The organism is Bradyrhizobium sp. WBOS08 (assembly GCF_024585125.1).
Taxonomy (GTDB): domain Bacteria; phylum Pseudomonadota; class Alphaproteobacteria; order Rhizobiales; family Xanthobacteraceae; genus Bradyrhizobium; species Bradyrhizobium japonicum_B.
Map to the genome: position 1 here is coordinate 181,875 of NZ_CP028988.1, position 24,094 is coordinate 205,968.

A 24,094-nucleotide genomic window follows, 5' to 3' on the forward strand; every position below is an offset into this window, starting at 1 on the left:
GGTTGCAGGGCCCATACCGCCCGCTCTCACGACTTACCAAATCGTCTCATTCGAGAGCGTGCGGCGCAATATCAGCCAGCAAGACGCGAGACGTTGCGAAACTCGCGCGGACTGACGCCGGCATGATCGCGGAAGAACCGCGTGAAATGCGCGGGTTCCGGAAAGCCAAAACGCTCGCTGAGCTCGCCGAGCGGGGTGTCCTCACGCATCACCGCATCGAGCGCGCGCTCCATGCGGACGACGTTGAGATAGAGCTTCGGCGAGACGCCGAGCGAGGTTTCGAACAGGCGGAAGAACTGCGCGCGCGAGAGGCCGGCACCCTTCACGAACTGATCGACATTGCCATAGGAGTCGTGCGTCCGCATCGCGTCCATCGCACGCCGGATGCGCCAGTCGCAGTTCACCGCGCTCATGCCGCGGATCGAGGTCGGGAAGCTGCGCCACTCAGTGAAGCGCTCGATCACGGCAATCATCAGGTCGGACAGCGTCTGCTCATGGGTCCGCACCGCGTCCGGATTCGCCATCATTTCAGCCGCCAGATGCAGCGTGAGCTGGCGGATGCGCGGTGACACCTCGCCCGAAGGCCGCTCGAAAAAGCCCGGCGCACCGCTCGCAGCCCAACCCCGGCGGAACTCCTTCAGCCATTCGGGCTCGATATAGAGCGCCATGATGAGCGTGCGCGGGCGATTGACGTCATGCACGTAGGCGTGCGGCTTCCAGCCGTCAACGAGCACGGCGGCGGTGTCCGTGAGCGGCGTGACCTGGTCGCCGACCATGAATTGCGTGTCGGCGCCCTCGACCTTGAGCAGGACGTGGCAGTGATGGTGGGCGTGGCGGACCAGCGAACGGTCCATGTCGAGCAGAGCGACCCTGCCGAAAGCGCCATGAGCGATGCGCAGGGCCGTCGACATCAGTTCCCTCCTCCAGGCATTGCGCTGCAAAATGGTTGCTTTGTTGGCACGGCACGATAAGCAGCACCCGCTTCATATTCCAACGACGCAAACCGACGCAAGTCGCTTGGAGGCGCCAACCGGCTCATGTCCGAGCCTCCGCAAGCAGCCGCGCGACCGCGGCGCTGGGGTCAGCGCCCCCATCACGTCCGAGTATGCGCGTCGATTGAGACTAGATCCCATGGCCATCAAGAACGATTTGCCGTGGCGATGACGCCGTAGATGGCGGCCGCACGCCGGCCGCCCTCATCAGACCGGGTAAAGGTCCAATTTTTCGTCCCACGGTGACCGCCGTAGCTCACGCTCAGCGGCATGTTCAACATGGAAAACCGTCCATCACCAAGGGAGCGGCTCAATGAAGCCCAGCGGTTGAGGCAGTAATTGATCGCGTTGATCGTGTCGTTGTTCCCGGAGAGCTTGGCCCGCGGCTCGCGCAACCACACCTCCAACTCGACGATCAATTAGGGGGTGACTACGCTCCCGGCGCACACGGAGGCGCTCCTGCACGGTAGGACCGTTGATCTCGCGTTCGGTCAATGACCGGCCTGGCCTAGTCCGGCTGCAAGCGCTGCCGCGCTTCCTCAAGTTCCGCCTCGTCCCAATATCCGATCAATATTCCTCCCTTGAGCTGCGTCGCCGAGCTGTAGGATTCGATGCGGGCATCCGGCGTCGTAATTCGGTTGTGATCGGTTAGCGCCCAGTCGAGCAGTGCAGCGCGCATTTTGACGAGTGTATCCCCATGGGCGGGGTCGGCGCCGAGGTCGCGAAGCTCCTGCGGGTCGGACTGAAGATCGAAGAGCATCGGGCGGAAGCCGGGCGCGTGGATGTATTTCCAGCGCCCGTCGAACACCATGAACAAGCGGCATTGGTCGACGCCAAGCCCGAGATAGCCGCGCACGTCCTGCATGGAGTAATCGTATTCGGAGAACACGTGCGTTCGCCAATGCGACGGTGCAGCACCGCGAAGCCAAGGCATCAGCGACTTGCCCTCGACGATATGGCGCGGTGACGTTGCTCCGAAGAATTCGATGAAGGTCGGCGTGAGGTCGATCGCTTCGACCAGGGCATCGCAGGTGGTGCCGCGGGTGTTGTCGGCCTCTGGAGAAGGGTCGACGACGATCATCGGAACCTTGACGGAGACGTCATGGAATAGGTCCTTTTCGCCGAGCCAGTGGTCGCCGAGATAGTCGCCGTGGTCGGAGGTGAAGACGATCATCGTCGTCTTGTCGAGCTCCCTCTCCTTCAGAAACGCGAACAGCTCGCCGAGCTGGTCGTCGATCTGCTTGATGAGACCCATATACGCCGGAATGACGCGCTGACGCACCTCCTCGCGCGAGAAGTTGCGGGATACGCGCAGATTCATGAAGGCCTTGTAGACCGGATGCGTCTCGTTGCCGCGCTCGCGCTCGTCCCGGACGGCCGGAACCACCTGCTCCTTGCCGAACATCTCATGATAGGGCGCCGGCGCGATATAGGGCCAATGAGGCTTGATATAGGACAGATGCAGGCACCAGGGCCGCTGCTCGGCTGCGGCCTCGGCGATGAAGCGCATCGCTTCGCGCGTCGTCCAAGGCGTCTCCGTGTCTTCGTCCGGTGCGCGCGCCTTCTTGTCGGCATGAACGAGAAGCCAGCCGTTCTGCAGGCTGCCGTCCGCGGCCGCTCCGGAGTTGGCCCATGTCTCCCACGGATTATTCCCCTCATAGCCCTTGGAGCGAAGATAGGCGTTGTAGGGTTCGCTGCGTTGTCGTCTTGCCGACGGGTGCAGGCCATCGTCGCGGTCGTAGGGCTCGAAGCCGCATTCGGAAGCGAGCACGCCGATGGTAGAGCCGGGATCGATGCCGAGCCGCTGCATCCCCTCGTTATCCGACGTCATGTGCGTCTTCCCGACCAGTGCCGTGCGGACGCCCAGCTGGCGCAAGTGATCGCCGAGCGTCGGCTCGCCGATGCGCAAGGGAAATCCGTTCCAGTTCGATCCGTGCGAGCGCATGTAGCGGCCCGTGTAATAGCTCATGCGCGACGGGCCGCAGACCGGAGACTGCACGTAGGCGCGCGTGAAGCGGACGCCGCGCGCCGCGAGCGCGTCGATGTTCGGCGTCTGGAGGTAGGGATGACCGGAACAGCTCAGGTAATCGTACCTGAGCTGATCGCACATGATGAACAGGACATTGCGGGTGGGCATTTCCGCGCCTTCTGTTGGTGGCAGGCTGAACGTGGCGCGGCGAATGCACGATCCTGCTTGACTCGCCGCAATCTCAATGAGAAAGTCAAACATTGACAAAGTCAACATCAATTGGGGAACCATGACTGCGCGTTCAAAAGGTGCCCCGACAAAGGCCGAAGGCGACGTTCGCCGGCTTCTGATGTTTCGCATTTTGCGTCTCGCCACCATCGGTGAGCGCACCGGACAGCTGCGGATATCGGGCGAGTTCGGGTTGAACCTCGGCGAGTGGCGCGCGCTCGGCCTGATCCATGCGCTCCAGCCGGTCACGCTCGCCGCGCTCGCGGCCGAGCTTTACCTGGACAAGGCGCAGATCAGCAGGTCGGTATCCGATCTGATCCGCAAGGGCCTGGTGTCGCACAGCGCAAGCTTGCAGGACCGCCGGCAAACGCTATTTGTGCCGACTGCCGCCGGACGCCGCTTGCACGATCGCGTCCTGGCCTTCACGTCCGCACGCAACGAAATGATCACGCGATATCTCAGCCCGAAGGAAAAGGCGGAGCTCCTCCGCCTGCTCGACAAGGTGACGGAGGCCACCGTGCAGTCGTTCGACGAGATCTTCCGGCGCCCGGCAAAGCAACGGCCGGAGCGGAATGCGGCCAAGCCGCCGTCGCGCTCCAGGCCTGCCGGCACGCGATCGCCGCGCCGAGGGTCGCAGCGCGACGCCACGCAGATTCGGCCGTCCCGCGGGGCGCCGCGCGTTCGCGACCTGAAAACTGCCGGACCGTGAGCCCGCGGCTCTTGGTCGATCGAACGGCTCGCCGCACAAAAAGACGGACGAGCTCAATGGGAAATGGGGAGGGAAGGATGTACAGACGGGACTTTTTGCTCGGTGCAGTGGCGGCGACAGCCGGCTTGTGCAGCTACCAGGCTGATGCGGCGGGTACGACTCTCAAGATCATATATCCCTATTCGCCGGGAAGCGGCGGCGACGTGCTGGCGCGCCTGCTTGCCCAAGACATTCAGAAGAAGCTTGGCGTCACGGCCATCGTCGAGAACAAGACGGGAGCGGACGGCCGCATCGGCGTGCGTGAGGTGCAGCGCGCCGATCCTGACGGCATGACGCTGCTGTTCACGCCTTTCGGCGCCATGGTGCTGTTTCCCACCGTGTTCAAGGATCTGCCCTACAACGCGTTCACGGATTTCACTCCTATCACCCAGGTCGTGACCTACGACTTTGGGCTGGCGGCTGGACCGATGACAGATGCCAGAACCCTCGCGCAGCTTCTGGACTGGCTGAAGAAAAATCCCGCCCAGAACAATGTCGGCGTACCGGGCCTTGGTGCGCTGCCACATCTGTTGCCACTCAAATTCGCGGCCGACTCCGGCATCAGTATCCAGCCGATCGCCTACAAGGGGACCGGGCCGGCGCTCACGGACGTCATGGGCGGGCAAATCCCGCTGGTGTGTGCGCCGCTGGGCGACCTCGTAGGCCAGGCGAAGGCTGGAACCATCAAGCTGTTGGCGAGCAGCGGCAAGTCGCGGAATGCGCTGGTCCCCGATGTGCCGACCTTCATCGAGCAGGGCTACGCAATCTCGGGATCCGGCTGGTACGGCATGTTCGCTCCGTCCAAGACGCCGCCTGCCGAAATCGACAAGCTGAACAAGCTGATCGTTGACTCGATCCATGGCGACGAATTCCAGGCGAAAGCGCGTGCGCTCTGGCTGACGCCAACGGGCACCACTTCGGCCGAACTCGCCGCAATCCAAAAGGCAGACTACGAGCAATGGGCGCCGGTCATTAAGGCCGCCGGGCTCTCAGGGCAATAGCCGATGCCATGCAGGGTCGAACGGAGTCCTTGCGCGCAAACCGACGGATTTGACGTCCAATAGCTCGATGCACGATCGATAGCGGCGACATCGCCACCGGCGGTCTCGCCGCTCGATCGGCCCTTTGGATCAAGCTCGATCTGGTCATGCGCGGCTCGCGGCGCAAGGTGGCCTTCACCCCTGCTGACCGCTACCCGTGGAAGCGCACACTCGTTTGCTCCGCAACGGCTTGGGTCAGTGAGCCTTGTCGTTCTCCAAACGCTGCGACATCAGACGCTCCCACTCGGAAACCAGCATGAAGCCAGGATCCTTTCGGCAGGCTTCCTCGGTCTCGCGCAAGAGCTGCTCGTCGGTCTTCTCGAGTTCGAGCGGATCGCCGTGCGGCTGCGGGACATAGAACGGCGTATCCACATAGACTTCGACCAGATTGCCCTCGGGGTCGTTGAAGTAGATCGACCAGGCATTGCCGTGGTTCAGACCGAACATTTCGGTCGCGCCGTTGGCCAAGGCTTTGGTGCGCGTGGAACGAAGCTGATCGAGTTGTGTGACCTTGAAGGACAGCTGCATCACCGTGCTGGGAGCGTTCTGCGCTCTGCCCGAGGCAAGCGCCAGCTGATGATGCATGTTCGGTTGCGAACTCATGAAAACGAGCTGGTTCTGGAAACGCCTGCCGACGCCGCGATCCGTCACCACCAGGTCGAGGGTCCTGCAATAGAAGTCCTCGATCGTCTTGATGTCCCAGACATAGATGCCGACGTGACTGAGATTCGGACGCGATGGCGACGAGGATTCCGCTTTCGATGTGGCTTCAGTCATGTTGATCTTCCAGATGGGCAGTTCTTGGATGACGCTCGACAGGAACATCGAACGAGGTGGTTGCCAATGCGGGCCGCGACTTGTCCTTGATCAGCCGCGGGCGGTGCCGGCCAACAATGTCTGCAGGAAAGAACGACGATCCCTGACACTCCCTCCCCTGCAAGCTTCTGCTTCCGCGAGGCCAACGGATCAGATCCTAGGAATCTTCGCCCGCTCCACCACGCCCGACCACTTCGCGATTTCGGACTGGATCAGCTTCTTCATCTCTTCTGGGGAGCCGCCACGGACTTCGCCTCCGACGGCCGTTTCCAGGCGCTGCTTGATCTCGGGGTCCTTGAGGATCTCGAGCGTCGCCGCGTTGAGCGTCGCAACGACGGCAGGTGGGGTGCCCTTGGGAGCGAGAAGGCCCGCCCACGTGCGCACGTCATATCCCTTGACTCCGGCCTCCTCGACCGTCGGGACGTCAGGCAAAAGCGCGGTCCGCGTCGGCGAAGTCACGGCCAGCCCGCGAACGGCTCCGCTCTGGATCTGTGCTGCGAGCAGGACCGGCGTGCCGAGGATGACCGGAACCTCGCCGCCAAGCAGCGCAGTGATGGACTGGGAATCCCCGCGGTAGGGGACGTGCACCATCTCGGTGCCGGCCATCGCATTGAGCAGCTCTCCTGCGAGATGGTGCGTGCTACCGAAACCGACCGAGCCGAAGCTCAGCGCGCCGGGTTTCTGCTTTGCCATCACGATCAACTCGCCGAGCGATTTGGCCGGGTGGTCGTTACGCACCGCAATGACCAGCGCGTAGTAGACCAGCGTCGAGATCATGTCGAAGCTTTCGGCCGGCTGGTAGCTCAGACTCTTGTAGGTCGCGGCCGATATGGCATGGGCGCCGGTCACGAGGCCGAGCGTATAGCCGTCGGGCTCAGTCCTGGCGATCGCGTCCGCCGCAATGTTGCCGCCCGCCCCCGGCTTGGCCTCGACCACGACCGGTTGCCCGAGCTTCTTGGACAGCCCGTCGGCAACGATGCGCGACAGCGCATCGGCCGCGCCGCCTGCAGCGAAGCCGTGAACCAGACGTATCGGCCGCGACGGATAATTGTCCGCCGATCGCGCAGGCCCGGCAGCAATGACGCTGCCAAGCAGAAATCCGGTCGCCGCAATACGAATCCATTGCATGGATGCATCCTCCCTCTGATCTTGTTTCGTTGGCCGCGGTGAAGCGGCGGTCTTCAAGACAAGTGCCGGCCGCCTAGCGGGCGAACTCGACGCATTCGGGTGATGGCGGCAGACCCCAGACGTCGCGCGGCAGCCCAACCCAGACTTTCGGGCGCTGCGGACGATCGCGATGCCAAGGGCGCGGATCGAAATAGCCAAGCTCCTCATCGATCATGCGGTCGAGATCGTGGAACAGCTCGACCAGATGGCCGTCGGGATTACGGTGATAGACGGCCGTGTTGTGGCCAGGGCCGTGGCGGACCGGCCCCCAAAGGATATTGAGCTTGTGGCGAGCGAGATGATCGCAAGCCTGTTGCATGTGGGAGGGGCCGCGCAATTCGAATGCGAGGTGATGGAGGCTGCGCACGGGAGCACGGGCGAAGTTCAACGTATGATGTTCGTAGCCGCTGCGCATGAAGACGAAACGGTCCTCGACCCAGTCGGACACCCGCAAACCCATGACATCAGCACAGAAGTTCGACGTCGCCAACGGGTCGGGCGTCCGAAGCGCGACATGGCCGAGCTTGGTGACGGCGAGCGCGCCGATGCGCTCCTGCGCCGGCGTCGGCGTCCAGCCTTGAATCAACTCGAACCGCGTCCCTTCGGGATCGATGAACGACAGCAGCCTGGAGATCCCCGGCAGAGGATCACTCCGCAGCTCTGGACGCAGATCCGCGCGTTTCAGGGCAGCCTCCAGCGCCGCCATCTCGACGTCAGGTGATATCTCGAACGCGATGCTCGTCAATGCCGCCTCGCCGGGCTCGATCACGAGCGAAAGCTGCTCGGAATCGCTGGCAAGGAAAACGCGATCTCGATCGCGGCCGATCAGACCGAGACCGATCACTCCGCGGTAGTAATCGAGCAATCGCTCCGTATCCGGCGAAGAAAAAGTCGCGTGTCTCAGCCGCGTGAATCGAGCAATGGGTACCTGGGTCGTCATTGTGGTCCACTCTCTCAACGCGTCATGATGATCTTGCCGAGCGCGGAGCCCTGCTCCAGCAAGGTGTGAGCTTGACTGACCTGATCCAGCTTCAGGACCGCCGAGATCGCCGGCTTGATCGCATTGCGGCTCAGGGCGTCGATCACGTTGCGCATCAGCGCGCGACGGCCCTCGCGATCATGGTCATAAATGTGAAAGGAGAAGCAGCGCACGGCCGGGCAGATGTCGAGATGATTGCGCATCGCCGCCATCAGATTCTCTTCCGGCAGCCCGGCGAAGGCGTTGTAGGACAGCAGCGTGCCCCATTTTCCGAGCACCCCGAGATAGGACGCAAACTCCGGGCCGCAGACGTGGTCGAGAACGAGACCGACGCCCGCGCCCTTGGTCAGTTCGCGGGTCCGCGCCACGACATCCTCGCTGCGGTAGAAGATGACGTGGTCGGCGCCGTGGCGGCGCGCGAACTCGGCCTTCTCGGCGGTGGAGACCGTGCCGATCACGGTCATCTGTGCCAGCTTGGCCAGTTGCACCAGCGCGGTGCCGACGCCGCCGGCCGCGCCGATCACCAGGACGCTCGCGGGCGCGCGCGGATGGCGGCACTCCTGCAGGAGTGCGTAAGCCACCTGATAATTCGACAGGCACACCGCTGCTTGCAGATCGACGTTGTCGGGAAGCATATGAACGGCGTCGGCGGGAGCGACCACATAATCGGCATAACAGCCGCCGCGCTGCGATAGATCACGCGCGCTCAGCAGGACCTTCTGGCCGACGTGCAAGCCCTCAACGCCCGCCCCGAGCGCGGAGATGCAGCCGGCGACATCATTGCCGGGATTGGCCGGCAGCGGCGGCATCCATTTGTAAACGCCGCGACGGATCAACACGTCGGGCTGCCCCACGCCGAACGCTTCGGCACGGATCTGAACCTGTCCGGCTCCCGGCGTGGGCACTGGCAGCTCGACCAATTCAAGGGCATCCGGCCCGCCCGGTTGACGTACCAGGACCGCTCTCATGAGCTCATGTCCCCCCTCCTCGACACACATTTTCGAAAATAATAGCGGTTACGAAAATTATTGCAAGATGGGCGATGGCACGGCATCTTGGGCCATCGATTCACCGGCAGGACCATGCCCGACAGCGCCATTCGCCCCCGCAAGGAATTCGGCAAGACGATCGCCGCCGACATTACCCATCGGCTGCGCGAGGAGATCGTGACCTGCGCTCTTGCCCCCGGCGAGCCGTTGAGGTTCGACGTCTTGCGCGAGCGTTTCGGCGCGAGCTTCACCACTTTGCGGGAGGCGCTTACCGCCCTCGCCGCCGAGGGCCTGGTCGATGCCCAGGAGCAGCGCGGATTTCGCGTTGCGCCGGTCAGCCGGCAGGATCTTGTGGAGGTCACCGACGCCCGGGTCCTCATCGAAGTGGAATTGATGCGCCGGGCCATCCAGAAGGGCGATGACGACTGGGAGATTGCCGTCATCTCGACGCTTCACAGGCTGAAACGTATCGAACAGCGTGATCCCGAGCATCCGCTGCGCGACCCCGAATGGAAAATCGCCCACCGGCAATTCCACCAGGCGCTGGTCTCCGCCTGTGGCTCCGCGACTCTGCTCGCAATCCGCGCCGAGCTGTTCGACCGCGCCGAGCGATATCGGCATCTGTCGGCCAATTTCCGGCCACGCCCCCGCGACAAGGCCGGCGAGCATCAGGCGATCATGCAAGCCGCCATATCGCGCAATGCCGATCTCGCGGTGCAGCTGATCGAGACCCACATCCGCTCCACCGCGGACAATGTCGCGAAATACGCCGGGCACCTGCTCGAGACCGAATAGGACGTCGTCCTCATTTTTCGGGCGGGTCAGGCTTGCGTTCGCGTCAATTTTCGAAAATAATAGGCAAGATCGAAAAACGCGAATTTTTGGGGTCATGACATGAAGCTGCTGTCGTTCCTGGATGGAAATCGGGAAAGCTGGGGAGCCGTCGTCGAAAATGGCGTGGTCGATCTCGGCCGCGCCCTGCCCCAATATCCAACGCTCGCCGACTTCCTCGGCAGCAACGACTACACGCGCCGCGAGGCCATCGTCGCCGAACGCAAGCCGACGATGAAGCTGGCCGACGTCAAATACCTTCCCGTGATTCCGCGTCCCGAAAAGATCGTCTGCGCCGTGCGCAATTATCTCGACCACCACAACGAGGCGGTGGCGTTCGGCATGAAGCGCGAGATCACCGAGTATCCGCCGATTTTCCTGCGGGTCTGGCGCTCCCAGGTCGGCCACAACGCGCCGGTGATACGGCCGAAGGTCTCCGACAATTTCGACTGGGAAGGCGAGCTCGCCGTCGTCATCGGCAAGGGCGGTCGCCATATCAGCCAGGCCGATGCCTGGAATCACGTGGCGGGCTACTCGATCTACAACGACGTCAGCGTGCGCGACTGGCAGCGCCATGCCGGGCAAATTGCCTCCGGCAAGAACTTCGTCGGCACCGGTCCGTTCGGACCGTGGCTCGTGACGCCGGACGAGATCGGCGATCCCGCCAAGCTGAAGCTCGAGACGCGCGTCAATGGCGCGGTGGTGCAGTCCTCCGACACCTCGATGCTGATCTTCCCGATCCCGCGGTTGATCGAATATTCCTCGACCATCTTCGACCTTGTTCCCGGCGACGTCATTGCCACCGGCACGCCGGCCGGCGTCGGCTTCACCCGCAAGCCGCCGATCTTTCTCAAGCCTGGCGACGTGGTCGAGGTCGAGATCGAAAACATCGGCGTGCTCAGCAATCCGGTCGTCGACGAAGCATAGAGCCGCGCATGTCCTACGATATTCGCAAGACCGCGCTTGGTGTCGAGACAATCTGGCACGAGCGCGGGCCTCGCCTGGAGAAGCCGCTGTTGGTCGGAACGGCCATTGCGGTCATCCACAATCCCTTCGCCGGTCGCTACGAACCCAACCTGATGCCGTTCCAGGCGGCCTTGCGTGAGCTCGGGCGCGAGCTCGCAACGCGGCTGATCGCGCAGCTCGGAGGCGCGCCGCACATCGAAGCCTACGGCAAGGGCATCATCGTCGGCGAAGACGGCGAGCTCGAGCATGGCGCGGTCTGGCACGAAGCCGGCGGCCAGGGCATGCGCGAGGTGCTCGGCCAGCCCAAGGCGATCGTGCCGGCGGCAAAGACCATCGGCGGGCCCGGCACGCGTCTCATGGTTCCGCTTGGACACATCCATGCGTGCTATGTGCGCAGCCATTTCGGCACCGCGGAGATGACGCTTTGGGATGCGCCCAGACGTGACGAGATCGCTTTCGGGCTGGTGATGGCGACCGGCGGCAGGCCTCATGCGCGGATCGGCGGGCTCGCCGCATCCGATATCTCGGTGCACGATGGGCAGCGCTGAGGATTGACGGAGGCTCGCCTCGAAACCTGCGGGCACTGGCCGCTGAATTAAACGACAAGGCGACGGTTCGACCCGGCGCCTTGTATCGTCGAGCAAGGCCTCAAGCGTGGCCTCACAATCGATAGTTTCTTTGTAATCGATAAGCTGCGCTTAATGATCAGCCCGCGCGTGGCACCTTCTCCATTTGATCTGCATTAAGGATCGCTGCGGCCAAGGCAAATACGATACCCGGATAACTCAACGAGGAGGCGTCCATGGGTGACATCGTATTGGCGGCCAAGATTGCGCACGTACCTTCGATCATGATTTCGGAGCGCGACGGGCCGCTGAAGGGAAAGCGGGCAGCGGCCATTCAGGCGTTACGCGAAATCGGCAGGCGTGCCCGCGACAGGAAGGCCGACACGTTCCTCGTATTCGATACCCATTGGATCTCGAATTTCGGGTGTCACATGAACGCGAACGCGCGCCATCGCGGCGTCTATACCAGCCATGAAGCGCCGCATATGATCCAGAACATGAACTACGACTATCCCGGCGACCCCGAGCTGGGCGACGCCATCGCAGCCGAAGCGACGAAGCACGGTCTCCAGGTCATGGCACACAAGGTGGAGACGCTGCCGCTGGAGTACGGCACCATCGTGCCGATGCACTACATGAACGAGGACGGCTGGGCGCGCGTCCTTTCAGTTGCCGCACCGATCTTCGCCAGCGTGGAGGAGAACCGCAAGTTCGGCACGGCCTGCGCTGCCGCGATCGCCGCCTCCAATCGCAAGGTCGCGGTCCTTGCCTCCGGCTCCATGTCGCACAAGCTCGTTGCCAACGAGCAGGTCGGCGACAGCCAGTGGGAACAGGTCGGCAGCGAATTCAACCGCCAGGTCGACTTGCGCGTCCTCGATCTATGGAAGGAACGACGCTACGCGGAGTTCGTCCGCATGCTCCCCGAATACTCCACCAAGTGCAACGGCGAGGCCCTGATGGCCGATACTCACATGATGTTCGGGTTGCTCGGTTGGGACACATACGCGGGAGAAACCGAGCTGCTTTGTCCCTACTTCCCCTCATCGGGCAGCGGCCAGATCATCGCCGAGCATCATCTTTGAAGGCCGCGAACGGACCACACCGAGGCCGGCCAGACCGGCCTCGGTGGCACCATGCTTCCGCTTGAGGACACCGCCACTCCGCGACTCCGACGAGAAATGACTAGCGACCCGCCTTGCGCTCGACATCCAGCCGCGCTTCGGCTCCCTTGCGCAGATAGGCCAGCTGATCGAGCAAACCCTGCGGGTCGACAAGAGGATTCGGCTCGTTTGGCGCGCGCGAAATGACCTTCTCGCGAAGCTCGGTCAACCCGTTCGAGAACGGGTGCGTCGTGAGATGCACCTTCACCGGATTGGCGGGCTGCTCAACCAGCTTCTTGATCTTGTCGAGGCTCGCAATGTAGCCTTCGACCTGCTTCGAACTTTCGATGGCATTGAGCCCCAGCCCGCCGACCGTGATGGCCCTATAGGTCTTTGTGCCATCCTTCACGTCGTAGGTGTACGACGCTGTGCCATGGGTATGACCAGGGGTCTCCACGACACCAAACGTATTGTCGCCCGAACGAATGACGTCGCCGTCCCCGACGACGACATCCTGGTCGATCATAGACCACGGACGCGGGGTTGCTTCGGACTGCTTCGCGGCAGCGGCCGCTTCACTCCAGCCGGTCTTGGTCATCACGAACTTCGCATTCGGCAACAGAGGCTTGAGCTTGGCGGCCCCGCCGACATGATCGAAGTGCCCATGCGTCATCAGCACATACTTAATGTCGGCCAGGTCGACGCCGACCTTGCGCAAATTGGCGATGAGCTGGTCGACATGAGGCTCGTGCAACGTGTCGATCAACACCACGCCGTCACTTGTGCGTATGACCCAGGACGAGACCCAGCAAACGCCGACATAGTAGACGTTATCGAAAGCCTTCCAGGGCTCGATGTACTGAGCCTTGGGATTGTTCAGCCAGGCACCCATCTCGGGTGGCATCTTTCTGGTGCGGCCGAACTCCTCGAACTGCGCCAGGATCTCCTTCGACGGACACCCCTCGAACGGCTGCGCAAGGGCTGCCGTTCCGAAAGACGATATCAGGGCTATAGTGGCGCCTGCGAGCAGGGATTGGCAATTCATCGCATGTTCCTTTCGATGCTGACAGGTGAGCTCATGACGCGGATGCCAACGGGGGCCCCGGAAAAAGCTTGCCTGGATTGAGGATCCCTTTCGGATCCAGCGTCCTCTTGATCGATCGCATCACCTCCAGAGCCTCAGCTCCGTGCTCCTGCTCGAGAAAGCCGCGCTTTCCCAGACCGATTCCGTGCTCTCCAGAGCAGGTCCCGCCCAGGGCGAGACCGCGCGCGACGATCTTGTGATCCAGCGTAAGCGCTCGCTCGACTTCAACGGGATCGTCCGGATCGACCAGGATGCAGCAGTGAAAATTGCCGTCTCCAACGTGGCCGGCAATCGGCGCGATCAATCCGGACGCTGCAATATCCTCGCGCGCTCCGAGCACAGCTTCGGCAAGCCGCGAGATCGGCACGCAGACGTCGGTCGCAATGCCTTTCGCCCCCGGACGCAAAGCGACTGCGGCCGGATACGCCCGGTGTCGGGCGGTCCACAGCCGATTGCGTTCCTCGGTCCCGCTCGACCACACGAAGCGAACTGCTCCAGCGTCATTCGCCATGGTCTCGACGAGTTCGGCCTGCTCTTTCACGCTGGAATGACTGCCGTTGAACTCAAAGAACAGGGTTGGGACCGCCTCGTAGCCTTCGAGCTTGGAATAGGCGATGCTCGCCCCCATTTGCACATCATCCAGAAGCTCGACGCGCGCGATCGGAATACCGAGCTGCATCGTCATGAAGACCGTCTCGACCGCCGCGGCCAGAGTTGGGAATTGCGCCACGGCGGCGCTGGTCGCCTCGGGTATGCCGTGAAGACGCAAACGGATCTTCGTGATGATGCCCAGTGTTCCCTCCGAACCGATGAAGAGGTGGGTCAGATCGTACCCGTTGGCGGCCTTTCGCACGCGACCGCCCGTCGAAATGAGCCGGCCATCTGCTAAAGCGACCTCCAGCCCAAGCACATTTTCCCGGATGGTCCCGTACCGCACTGCATTCGTACCGCTCGCGCGAGTCGCGCACATTCCTCCAATCGTGCACTCCGCACCGGGATCCACTGGAAAGAACAGGCCGGCGTCGCGGATAAAGCTGTTGAGCTGCTCACGCGTAACACCCGGCTCGACCAAACAATCCATGTCCTCCCGGTTGACTCCGATGATCGAGTTCAGCCGGGTGAGATCGACACTTATTCCTCCGCAAACGGCGTTCACCTGCCCCTCAAGGCTCGACCCTGCGCCGAATGGAACAATTGGCACTCCCTCGCGATGACAGAGCGCCAGAACTTGCCTGACCTCGTCGACCGTCTCGACGAAAGCGACGGCATCCGGCAAATGAGGCAAGGTGGGGCCCTCACCGTGCGCGTGCTGCTCACGCAACGCCATGCTTGTCGACAGCCGGTCGCCAAGGAACCCGCGCGCTTCCTCGATCACGATCGCCGCCTGTTCGGCAGACACGCGCGGCGCTGCGACGGACCACGTGGTGTCCAGCAGCGATGCCGTTTCCTTCAAGGTTTCAAGCATGTCTGCCACTGGGCTCCATCGAGGAACGCTTCCGCTCTCTCTTGATTGACCGCAAGCGTCTCGTTGGTCGCAAGCGTCTTGGACTCGCTCATCATTATTCTCCCGGCGGCCGACGTGGACTGACCGGCGATGTGTTCGACGGCAGCTAGAACGCCAAGCAGATCGCCTTGGTTTCGAGGTAGTTCTCGACCGCAACGGCCCCGTGTTCGCGACCGAGACCGGATTGCTTGTAGCCACCGAACGGCATGTTCGGATCAACCACGTTGTGCGTGTTGACCCAGACCGTGCCTGCCTTCACCGCATCCGCAAACGTGAAACAGCGATCGATATCGCGCGACCACACCGAGGCAGAAAGCCCGTACTCCGTGTCGTTCGCCTGAGCGATGGCGTCGGCCATGTCGGTGAATGGAAGCAGAGCAACCACCGGCCCGAAGATCTCCTCGCGCACGAGCGTGTTCGTCTTGTTGGCGCCGACAATGACGGTCGGCTTGACGAAGTAGCCTGCATCACCCACCGAGGTTCCACCTGCTGCAATCGTGGCGCCCTCGGTCGCGCCTCTTTCAATCAGAGAAAGGACACGCGACTGCTGCTTGGCCGAAACAAGAGGATTGATCTGGTTGGCGGGATCGAAACCAGATCCGATCTTCAGGCCGTTGGCGACGCCAACAAACGTTTCAACCACCTTGTCGAAGATCGATTTCTGGATGTAGACGCGCGAACCGCACGTGCAAACCTGTCCTTGATTGAAATAGACGCCGAGATTGGCAGCGAGCCCGAACAACTCGGGATTCATGTCATCGAACATCACCATCGGCGATTTCCCGCCGAGCTCGAGCGAGAAACGCGTCATATTGTCGATCGCGGCATGTCCGATGAGCTTGCCGACCTCGGTCGAGCCGGTGAAGGCAACCTTGTCAATCCCAGGGTGCGAGCACAGCGCCGCACCGGCCTCATGACCATAGCCGGTCACGACGTTGACGACGCCGTCGGGAAAACCGACCTCCCGGATCAGCTGCCCAAGCCTCAGCGCGGTCAGCGGCGTCTCCTCTGCCGGCTTCAGGACGACCGTGCACCCGGCAGCCAGCGCCGGCGCAATCTTCCAGACCGCCATCAGGAGCGGGAAGTTCCACGGAACGATGGCGCCGACCACGCCAACGGGCTCCTTCCGCGTCATCGCGCGATAGCGGGTGCCGGGCGGAATCGGGATCGAGACGTCCAGCGTTTGACCGTAGATCTTGGTCGCCCACCCCGCCATATAGCGCAGGTGCTCGGCGGAAGCCCCCACTTCGAGCGCCTGCGCAATACCGATCGATTGGCCGTTGTTGACCGTTTCCACTTCTGCCAGCAGTTGACCATCGGCCTCGACCGCATCCGCGAGCTTGAGCAGAAGTCGTTCGCGATCGGCAGGACGATGCTTCGCCCACGGTCCTTCCAGGGCGGCGCGGGCTGCAGCCACCGCCGCATCGATCTCCGCTTTGCCTCCGGCCGGCACGGCCGCAATGACTGCCCCGGACGCCGGATCATGCACTGGAATTTCTGAGCCGCTCCGCGTTCCGACGTCGTTTGCGCCGATCAGGAGGTTGTGCTTGCGCGAGAGGAAGGCCCTGGTGGCCTCGCTCACTGGCAGAGCTGCGATGCGGGTTTGGATTGTCATGCTTACTCCTTGATCATGTCCGGCGACGCTTGGCTGCGCTGGGGCGCGGCCGGGTGAATGAACGGCCAAGGGCTCGTTTCCGAGCCCTTTTCGATCGGCACTTCGATGAGCGCCGGCGAGTCGAGATCGAGGGCTTTTCCGAGCGCGCGCTTCAGAGCTTCCGGCGATGCGGCACGATAGGCAGGCATGCCGAAGGATTCGGCGAGCTTGACGAAATCCGGATTGGTCAAGTCAGACCCGATGAAGCGGCCCTGATAGGACTGCCGCTGATCGCGCAGAACGTTGCCGTATGATGCATTGTTGAAGACGATGGAAACGACGTTGATGCGGTGGTGAACCGCGGTGGCCATCTCCTGGAGTCCGAACAGAAACCCGCCGTCGCCGGAGACGGAAACCACGGCTTTGTCCGGATGCGCAACCTTGACGCCGAGCGCGGTGTTATAGCCGAAGCCAAGATTGTCCTGATAGCCACACGTAACGTATTGCCGAGGCCCATAGACCGGAAAGCCAAACCGCGCCGTGAAGCCCATCTGGCTCACTTCCTCGACGAAAAAGCCGTCACGAGGCAGTACGGTGCGAATAGCGTCGAGATAGGCCATCTGAGGCTGCACCTCCGAGAAGGCGCTCTGCGCTTTGGCCTTGATCTCGCGGAATTCATCTTCGCGCGAGGCAGGTGAGGCTGCGCTGATCGCGGCAGTCAAAGCCCTGGTCCCTGCCGCCGCATCCGCCACAATGGCAACATCCGGCTTCAGACGGACCATCTCGGTCGGATCGATGTCGATGCGGATGACCTTGAGCCCCGGCGGAAGCCACCGCCAGCGCATATATTGCAGCTCGAGGCGGCTGCCGATGCCGATCAGGAGATCGACCCGCTTCCAGTGCTCGAAGGCTGCGACCGAATTGAACGCCAGAGGATCGTCACCAGGCAGGATTCCCTTGCCCGAGCGGTGCGCGGTGACGGGGGCCTGAAGGCGCGCAGCCAGTTCGGCGACTTCGGGGCCCGCATCCGCGGCCCCGCCGCCGACCATGATGATCGGATTGCTGGCCTTTGCGACGAGTGCCGCGGCCGCGGCGATCGCATCAGGGTCGATGGCCGGCGGAAGATGGGGAACACCGACGGCGATTGCGCCCACCGGTCCTTTTGCTCCGAAAACGTCCCATGGCGCCTCGACGGCAACCGGTCCGGGGCGCCCCGACAGCATGCGCGTAAACAGGTTCGCCATGGTGTCGGAGACGCCGCTTGGATGGTTGATGCGCTCCGCGCCCTTGATGAAGCTGCGCAATGTCGCGAGCTGATCGGGCAGCTCATGGAGCTGGCCGCGGCCCTGCCCGATCAAGTGCGACATGATGTTGCCGGTGACGCAGAGAACGGGAGCATTCGCGCCGTAGGCGGTGCAAAGTGCGGCGCCGGAGTTGAGCACTCCGGGGCCGGGCACGACCGAATAGACCCCAGCCTTCCCGGTCGACTTGGCGTAGCCATAGGCCATGTAACCGGCGCCTTGCTCGTGCCTGGTATGGATGAAGCGCAGCTCGGCACGCCGGCCATAGAGAGCGTCGTTGAAGTCATACATGTGCGCGCCGGGGATGCCGAAAACCGTATCCACCCCGTGCGCGATCAGAGACCGAGCGATCTTCTCGCCGGTGGTTTCGTGCTCAATCATTTGCGCTGCTCGTCCGTGTCCGGAGGGCACGAGCTGTGGGACTACAAGGCGACCAGAAGAATCCCGCCTGTGATCGGCCAAAGAGTGAGGGCGGCAAAGGCGCCGTCCGGGGATCGAGCACAGTTCCCTCCAGATGCCACGGCGGTAGCTTCACATCCGGTGAGCTCCGCTCTTCATCATTGAAATTGGGGCGCCGCCACGACCGACGTCGATGATCAGCGCGGCAAGTCTTGCGCGGGAGAGGCTCCAGGACAAACGATCGATTCTTTGCAATTGATCAGGAATGCTTAATAATGGGGGCATGTCGCTCACCCGCATCACGATCCGGCAGTTCGAAGCGTTCGTTGCTGTCGCTGATACTCTCAGTTTCTCCGCCGCTTCCGACCGACTGGGCCTGACATCGTCGGCTGTCAGCCAGCTCGTGAGCGAGCTCGAGGCCATTACAGGATTTCGCGTGTTCGACCGCAGCACGAGACGCGTTGCTCTATCGAGCGCCGGCCGCGAATTCCTGGGCATTGCACAGACTGTCCTTCGGCACGTACAACTCGCCGAGACTGCCGCAGCGGATGTTCGCAACCGTTCCGCAGGCGTGGTCCGGATTGGCGCCCCGTTGATCCTGGCGAGCGCCGTATTGCCGGCGGCCGTGCGCGAATTCAGACGCGAGCGTCCGAACGTTGCCATCCATATTCGAGACGTACCCGTCGATCTGACCGTGGATCGGGTCGCAGCGGGAGACGTCGACCTGGCGGTAGGGCCGGACCGCCCTCCCGATCCAGCCGTGATCCGAGAGGCGATCTTTCGCAGCCCCTGGGTGCTGTGGCTAGCGTCGGAACACCCCTTGGCGACCAGGAAGGTGCTGAACTGGGACGACCTTCGCAATGTCACCCTCGTCGCCGCGAGCCGAGATCACGAGGTCAGCGTTGCTGAGATGCGGAGCTCCGCTCCGCATACAAGTCCGATCGCTCCTCCGCAGATCGTCGACAACATCACCACAGCCCTTGGCATCGCGGCGCAGGGGCTCGCCGCCACGCCTGCTCCGGCCTATGTCGGAGTCGTGGCTCGGCCGCTGGGGCTCACGATGCGCCGCATCACAAAGCCCGAGACCGTGCGCGAGGTGTGTCTCTATCGGCCTTCACGGCGCTCGATTCCGCCGGCAGCCGAAGCCTTCGCCGAGTTTGCGATTCAATGGATCCGGGCATGGAATCTGAAGGCACAACATGACAAGGCTGGTCCGGCGCGCAAGGCCTCAAAAAGGGACGACTGAGTTCGTCAGAGCGGTTGAATAGCCGGCCGCAAAGTCAAAGCTCAACGCTGAGCCTCGCCGCCAACTCCTAGCGAGAACATCGTCCGGCGGTCAGCGCGTCATATCCCAAGCCATTCCGCAGACGGACCGTCGTCCACGTAACCGTCAGAGCGATCGATCAATAGCATGCGAAGTGCATGAACATGCACGCCCACAACGTCGGGTCCGCTCCAAACCGAGGGCCGCGCGACGTCATGTCGCCGGCCAAGGTCCGCAGCCGGCGCGGACCCGGACCGACACATGTTGACTTGTTATAACATTTAGGCAAATGTCCTAACTAACCGGAAGTATAAATCCGGATTTTCGGGAGGACAGCATGCCGTCATTCACGCCGACGCGACGAACGCTACTCAAGACCGGAACCGCAGCCGCCGCTCTCGCGACGCTTGGTCCGGCCTTTCTCCGGCAAGCCGCAGCGCAGGACGCCGACCTTGCGCCTTACAAGGCCGCTCAGATCGATTGGCAGCAGGTTTCCGGCGAGACCATCACGGTGGCCGTGATTCCTGCGAGCTATTTCGAGAACCTCATCACCCTGGCGCCGCAATTCAAGGCGCTGACCGGCATCGACGTCCGCTTCGAAAAAATTCCGCCGGCGCAGATCCGGCAGAAGAGCGTCATCGACCTGACCTCGAAGACCGGCACCTACGCGACCCACGCAGCGGATCCCATGTATTACGCGCTCTATGCCGCGAACAAATGGGTCGAGCCGCTCGACACTTATCTCGCCGACAAGTCGCTGACCGACCCGGCATGGTTCAAGCTCGACGACATCATCCCGGCCTGGCGCAGCGCCAACGGCATCGACGGCAAGCTCTACGGCATGCCCTATGACGGCGAAGTCACCATTCAGGTCTATCGCAAGGATCTCTACGATGCGAAGGGCCTGAAGCCGGCCGACACGCTAGAGGCCTACATGTCCAACGCGGCGGCGCTGAACACGCCGAACGATCGCGTCTGGGGCGCGGCGCTGCGCGGCGTCGCGGGTGCCGGCCAGAACATGTACATCTATCCGTCGATCTTCCGCGAGTTCGGCGGCGACTGGATGAAAGGCGGCAAGCTCACCGTCAACGGTCCCGAGGCGGAGGCGGCGCTCGCTTGGTACGTCGACATCATGAAGAAGTACGCACCGACCGCGGCGGCCAACTGGAACTGGCCGGATATCGCCGACGCCTTCTCGCAAGGCACTGTCGCCAGCTACATCGACGCGCACTCGTCGGCTTCGGTCATCAACAACCCGGAAAAATCCAAGGTGATCGGCAAGGTCGGCTATGCCCGCTGGCCGAAGGGCCCATCGGGCAAGCGCACGACGTCGATCTGGAACTGGGGTTTCCCGATCAATTCCGCGCTGCCGGAGAAGAAGCGCAAGGCGACCTGGCTGTTCATCCAATGGGCCGCGAGCGCCGAGACCCAGGCGCGCACCGCGCACAAGTTCGCCGGGCCCACCAAACGCTCCGGCGTCAACCGCACCTCGGTGTGGAAGGACCCCGACTACATCAAGCTGATGAACGGCTTTGGCGAGAACTTCGTCGAGGCCACGATGGGCGCCCTGCAGGAGGATACCGACGTCGACTGGCGTCCGCGCGTGCCGCAATGGCCGGCAATCGGCGACACCATGGCGACCGCGATCCAGTCCGCCCTCTCCGGCCAGGCCACGATCAAGGCCGCACTGGACGATGCGCAGCGCCGCATCGAACCGATGATGCGCGGCTGAGCCATGGCGACCACAGCGGTGACATCTGCCGGGATCGCGAGCGAGGAACCTCGCAGCGATTTCGGCCGTGTCCTGGCGCAGCGCGAGCGCCGCTTTGCGGCGGCCCTGCTTGCACCGGCGTTTCTTGCGCTGCTCGCCACGACGACGTTTCCGCTGCTCTTTCTGGTCTACACCAGCACATTCCGGATGGATCTGGCGATGCCGTTCACCAACGGCTTCGTCGGATTCGAGAACTACCAAGTGCTGCTCTCCGACGAGCGCTTCTGGACCTCGCTGCTGGTGAGCCTCGTCTATACCGGCTCGACCGTCGCGCTGCAGGTCATCCTCGGCCTGGCGCTTGCCTTACTGGTGATGGACATGAAGCGCGGCCAGGGCTGGTTCAGGGTCATCGCCATCCTGCCCGTGGTGCTGTCGCCGGCCGTAGTCGGCATGATCTGGCGCACTTTCATGCTGGCGCCGGAGTTCGGCATCGTCGACTTCCTCGCCATCAACGCCGGCCTCGGCAGCAAGAACTGGCTCGGCGATCCCACGCTCGCGATGGTCTCGGTGATCGCGATCCACACCTGGCAGTGGACGCCGTTCGCATTCATGGTGCTGCTGGCCTCGCTCGCCTCACTGCCCGAAGATATCTACGAGGCGGCGCGGCTCGACCGCGCCTCGGCCTGGCAACGCTTTCGCCGCATCACGCTGCCGCTGCTGCGCCCAGCGATCGTCATGGTCATCATCATGCGGACCATGGTGGCGCTGACCGCATTCGCGGCGATCTTCACCGTCACCGCCGGCGGCCCCGGCACGGCGACCGAGATCCTCAATCTCTATGCCTACCGGAAATCCTTCACCGAGCTCTCGATCGGCTACGGCTCGGCGCTCGCCGTCGCGCTGCTGATCGTGACCATCATCATCTCCGGCATTCTGTTTGCGATGCGGAGGGCGAAATGACTGTCAAGCGGCTCCGCATCATTGCCCTGCTCGCGATCTCGGCGGTGTTCCTGCTCGCCTGGGCGTTCCCGATCGTCTGGAGCGTGCTGAACTCGCTCAAGACCGATTCCGACGTATTGGCCTATCCGCCCAAGCTCGTGTTCGCGCCGACGCTGGAAGCCTATCGCGACGTGCTGTTCGGCTCAGGGTCGATTCTGCCGAACCTCCTCTCCAGCATGATCATCTCGGTCGGCACCACCATCGTCACTATGCTGATGGCGGTCCCGGCGGCCTATGCGCTGGCGCGACTGCGCTTCCGCGGCAAGAAATTCGCGGGCTTCTACGTGCTGGCAACGCAGATGCTGCCGCCCGTCGGCATCATCATCCCCTACTTCCTAGTGCTGCGGAACATCGGCTGGATCGACACCTATCAGGGCATCATCCTGATCTATCTGTCGTTCTCGCTGCCCTTCGCGATCTGGCTGCTGGTCTCCTATTTCGAGGACATTCCCTTCGAGATGGAGGAAGCCGCCTATCTCGACGGCGCGAGCCGGTTGAAGACGTTGTGGCGGATCATCATTCCGCAGGTCCGCGGCGGCATCGCCGTGACGATCGTGTTCGTGTTCCTCAATGCGTGGAACGAGTTCCTGTTCGCCGTCGTGCTGAGCGGCAACACAGTGCGGCCGGTTACGGTCGCCATGTTCAATTTCGTCTCCGTCGAACAGACCCTGTGGGCGAAGCTCGCGGCGGTTTCGGTCCTCGCCATGCTGCCTGTCGTCGTCCTCGGCGTGGTCGCGCAGAAGCATATCGTGAAGGGCCTGACGGTCGGTGCAGTCAAGGGCGGAGGACGCCGATGAGCGGCCAGGGTCAGGTCAGTTTTCGCAACATCGTCAAGATGCACGGCGAGTTCGCCGCACTCAAGGGCGTCAATTTCGACATCAAGCCGGGCGAGTTCTTCGCCCTGCTCGGCCCGTCGGGCTCGGGCAAGAGCACCACGCTGCGTATCCTCGCCGGCCTCGACGCGCCGACCACGGGCCGCGTGCTGATCGACGACAGGGACGTCACCTCGACCGACGCGCGCGATCGCGACATCGCCATGGTGTTCCAGAGCTACGCGCTCTACCCCCATATGACGGTAGCCGAGAACATCGCCTTTCCGCTCGAGATGGCCAAGCTGCCCAAATCAGAGATCGCGCCCGCCGTGAAGGACGCGGCGCGCAAGGTGAAGATCGATCATCTGCTCGACCGCAAGCCGGGTCAGCTCTCGGGCGGCCAGCAGCAGCGCTGCGCGCTCGCCCGCGCCATTGTACGCAAGGCGCGCCTGTTCCTGCTCGACGAACCGCTGTCGAACCTCGACGCGAAGCTGCGGCTGGAAACGCGCGCCGAACTGAAGAAGCTGCAGCGCTCGCTCGGCGTTACCGCGGTCTACGTCACTCACGACCAGGAAGAGGCCATGACGCTCGCGGACCGCATGGCGGTGTTCATGTCGGGCGAGATCCAGCAGGTCGGCACGCCGGCCGAGGTGTTCGCCCGCCCGAACTCGATCGACATTGCCGGTTTCATTGGCAATCCTCCGATGAACCTCGTCCCCGCCCGGTACATGGATGGCGACGTCATCATCGCAGGCCATCGCCTGAAGACAACGACCACGATCGCGGGCGAGCGCGACGTGGTGGTCGGCCTTCGTCCCGGCGCCCTGCGCATGGCGGAAGGCGGTCTCGGCGCGCGCGTCGATCTGATCGAGGATCTCGGCGATACCGCCGTGCTCGATCTCGACTGCGCCGGCACCATGATCCGCATGCGCGTCGCCGACGGCAACATTCCCGGCGAGGGGGACATGATCTCGATCACGGCCCGTCCGCAAGACATTCACCTGTTCGATCCAGCGACACGCATGCGGCTCTGAC

General features: G+C 63.0%; 22 protein-coding genes. 11 read left to right on the forward strand and 11 right to left on the reverse strand.

The window, feature by feature from the left end:
• Positions 1–71: 71 nt before the first annotated feature.
• From DCM80_RS00895 to DCM80_RS00905, 3 genes are all read right to left on the reverse strand, one after another.
• A complete protein-coding gene (locus DCM80_RS00895; protein WP_257195311.1) occupies positions 72–911 on the reverse strand; it encodes an AraC family transcriptional regulator in 840 nt (279 codons plus the stop codon).
• A gap of 227 nt (positions 912–1,138) precedes the next feature.
• Complete coding sequence (locus DCM80_RS00900; RefSeq protein WP_257195312.1) at positions 1,139–1,411, reverse strand: transposase; 273 nt, start codon at positions 1,409–1,411, stop codon at positions 1,139–1,141.
• Between the two features lie 89 nt (positions 1,412–1,500).
• Positions 1,501–3,129 carry an alkaline phosphatase family protein gene (locus DCM80_RS00905; protein ID WP_257198115.1) on the reverse strand — a complete coding sequence of 543 codons (1,629 nt, stop codon included), beginning with the start codon at positions 3,127–3,129 and terminating at the stop codon, positions 1,501–1,503.
• Between the two features lie 193 nt (positions 3,130–3,322).
• Between DCM80_RS00905 and DCM80_RS00910 the strand changes: the two genes are divergently transcribed.
• Positions 3,323–3,898, forward strand: coding sequence for a MarR family winged helix-turn-helix transcriptional regulator (locus DCM80_RS00910; RefSeq protein ID WP_257195313.1), 576 nt, complete (start codon positions 3,323–3,325; stop codon positions 3,896–3,898).
• A gap of 77 nt (positions 3,899–3,975) precedes the next feature.
• Entirely contained in the window at positions 3,976–4,938 is a 963-nt protein-coding gene (locus DCM80_RS00915; protein ID WP_257195314.1) for a tripartite tricarboxylate transporter substrate binding protein, read from the forward strand.
• A 234-nt stretch (positions 4,939–5,172) separates the two neighbouring features.
• Here the strand turns inward: DCM80_RS00915 and DCM80_RS00920 are convergent, their stop codons facing one another.
• The 4 genes from DCM80_RS00920 to DCM80_RS00935 all read right to left on the reverse strand — a co-directional run bounded on the left by DCM80_RS00920 (position 5,173) and on the right by DCM80_RS00935 (position 8,844).
• A complete protein-coding gene (locus DCM80_RS00920) occupies positions 5,173–5,802 on the reverse strand; it encodes a VOC family protein (protein WP_257195315.1) in 630 nt (209 codons plus the stop codon).
• A gap of 141 nt (positions 5,803–5,943) precedes the next feature.
• Entirely contained in the window at positions 5,944–6,921 is a 978-nt protein-coding gene (locus DCM80_RS00925; protein WP_257195316.1) for a tripartite tricarboxylate transporter substrate binding protein, read from the reverse strand.
• A 73-nt stretch (positions 6,922–6,994) separates the two neighbouring features.
• Complete coding sequence (locus tag DCM80_RS00930) at positions 6,995–7,918, reverse strand: VOC family protein (RefSeq protein WP_257195317.1); 924 nt, start codon at positions 7,916–7,918, stop codon at positions 6,995–6,997.
• Positions 7,915–8,844 (reverse strand): zinc-dependent alcohol dehydrogenase family protein, encoded by a 930-nt coding sequence (locus DCM80_RS00935; protein ID WP_257195318.1) that lies wholly within the window; start codon positions 8,842–8,844, stop codon positions 7,915–7,917. The genes DCM80_RS00930 and DCM80_RS00935 overlap by 4 nt, the downstream gene beginning before the upstream one ends.
• Positions 8,845–9,021: 177 nt before the next feature.
• Here DCM80_RS00935 and DCM80_RS00940 point away from each other — a divergent pair, with 177 nt between their 5' ends.
• The 4 genes from DCM80_RS00940 (at position 9,022) to hpaD (ending at position 12,373) form a co-directional block, all read left to right on the forward strand.
• The gene (locus DCM80_RS00940; protein ID WP_257175901.1) at positions 9,022–9,723 is read left to right on the forward strand and encodes a GntR family transcriptional regulator; all 702 of its coding nucleotides are present in this window, start codon (positions 9,022–9,024) and stop codon (positions 9,721–9,723) included.
• A 99-nt stretch (positions 9,724–9,822) separates the two neighbouring features.
• The gene (locus tag DCM80_RS00945) at positions 9,823–10,686 is read left to right on the forward strand and encodes a fumarylacetoacetate hydrolase family protein (RefSeq protein ID WP_257195319.1); all 864 of its coding nucleotides are present in this window, start codon (positions 9,823–9,825) and stop codon (positions 10,684–10,686) included.
• An 8-nt stretch (positions 10,687–10,694) separates the two neighbouring features.
• Positions 10,695–11,273 carry an amino acid synthesis family protein gene (locus DCM80_RS00950; protein ID WP_257195320.1) on the forward strand — a complete coding sequence of 193 codons (579 nt, stop codon included), beginning with the start codon at positions 10,695–10,697 and terminating at the stop codon, positions 11,271–11,273.
• A gap of 254 nt (positions 11,274–11,527) precedes the next feature.
• Positions 11,528–12,373 carry a 3,4-dihydroxyphenylacetate 2,3-dioxygenase gene (gene hpaD / locus DCM80_RS00955; protein ID WP_257195321.1) on the forward strand — a complete coding sequence of 282 codons (846 nt, stop codon included), beginning with the start codon at positions 11,528–11,530 and terminating at the stop codon, positions 12,371–12,373.
• Positions 12,374–12,473: 100 nt separating this feature from the next.
• On the opposite strand, the gene DCM80_RS00960 is transcribed toward hpaD, so the two are convergent.
• The 4 genes from DCM80_RS00960 to DCM80_RS00975 all read right to left on the reverse strand — a co-directional run bounded on the left by DCM80_RS00960 (position 12,474) and on the right by DCM80_RS00975 (position 18,255).
• The gene (locus DCM80_RS00960) at positions 12,474–13,436 is read right to left on the reverse strand and encodes an MBL fold metallo-hydrolase (RefSeq protein ID WP_257195322.1); all 963 of its coding nucleotides are present in this window, start codon (positions 13,434–13,436) and stop codon (positions 12,474–12,476) included.
• A 31-nt stretch (positions 13,437–13,467) separates the two neighbouring features.
• Positions 13,468–14,940 carry an FAD-binding oxidoreductase gene (locus tag DCM80_RS00965; RefSeq protein WP_257198116.1) on the reverse strand — a complete coding sequence of 491 codons (1,473 nt, stop codon included), beginning with the start codon at positions 14,938–14,940 and terminating at the stop codon, positions 13,468–13,470.
• Between the two features lie 145 nt (positions 14,941–15,085).
• The gene (locus DCM80_RS00970) at positions 15,086–16,594 is read right to left on the reverse strand and encodes an aldehyde dehydrogenase (protein WP_257195323.1); all 1,509 of its coding nucleotides are present in this window, start codon (positions 16,592–16,594) and stop codon (positions 15,086–15,088) included.
• Between the two features lie 2 nt (positions 16,595–16,596).
• Positions 16,597–18,255, reverse strand: coding sequence for a thiamine pyrophosphate-dependent enzyme (locus DCM80_RS00975; RefSeq protein ID WP_257198117.1), 1,659 nt, complete (start codon positions 18,253–18,255; stop codon positions 16,597–16,599).
• A gap of 301 nt (positions 18,256–18,556) precedes the next feature.
• Here DCM80_RS00975 and DCM80_RS00980 point away from each other — a divergent pair, with 301 nt between their 5' ends.
• The 5 genes from DCM80_RS00980 to DCM80_RS01000 all read left to right on the forward strand — a co-directional run bounded on the left by DCM80_RS00980 (position 18,557) and on the right by DCM80_RS01000 (position 24,093).
• Entirely contained in the window at positions 18,557–19,519 is a 963-nt protein-coding gene (locus DCM80_RS00980) for a LysR family transcriptional regulator (RefSeq protein WP_257195324.1), read from the forward strand.
• Positions 19,520–19,874: 355 nt separating this feature from the next.
• Entirely contained in the window at positions 19,875–21,269 is a 1,395-nt protein-coding gene (locus DCM80_RS00985; protein WP_257195325.1) for a sugar ABC transporter substrate-binding protein, read from the forward strand.
• 3 nt (positions 21,270–21,272) lie between these two features.
• Positions 21,273–22,208, forward strand: coding sequence for a carbohydrate ABC transporter permease (locus tag DCM80_RS00990; RefSeq protein ID WP_257195326.1), 936 nt, complete (start codon positions 21,273–21,275; stop codon positions 22,206–22,208).
• On the forward strand, positions 22,205–23,044 hold the full coding sequence (locus DCM80_RS00995) for a carbohydrate ABC transporter permease (protein ID WP_257195327.1): 840 nt from the start codon (positions 22,205–22,207) through the stop codon (positions 23,042–23,044). Before DCM80_RS00990 ends, DCM80_RS00995 begins: the two co-directional genes overlap by 4 nt.
• Positions 23,041–24,093, forward strand: coding sequence for an ABC transporter ATP-binding protein (locus DCM80_RS01000; RefSeq protein ID WP_257195328.1), 1,053 nt, complete (start codon positions 23,041–23,043; stop codon positions 24,091–24,093). Before DCM80_RS00995 ends, DCM80_RS01000 begins: the two co-directional genes overlap by 4 nt.
• The last annotated feature ends 1 nt before the right edge of the window (position 24,094 follow it).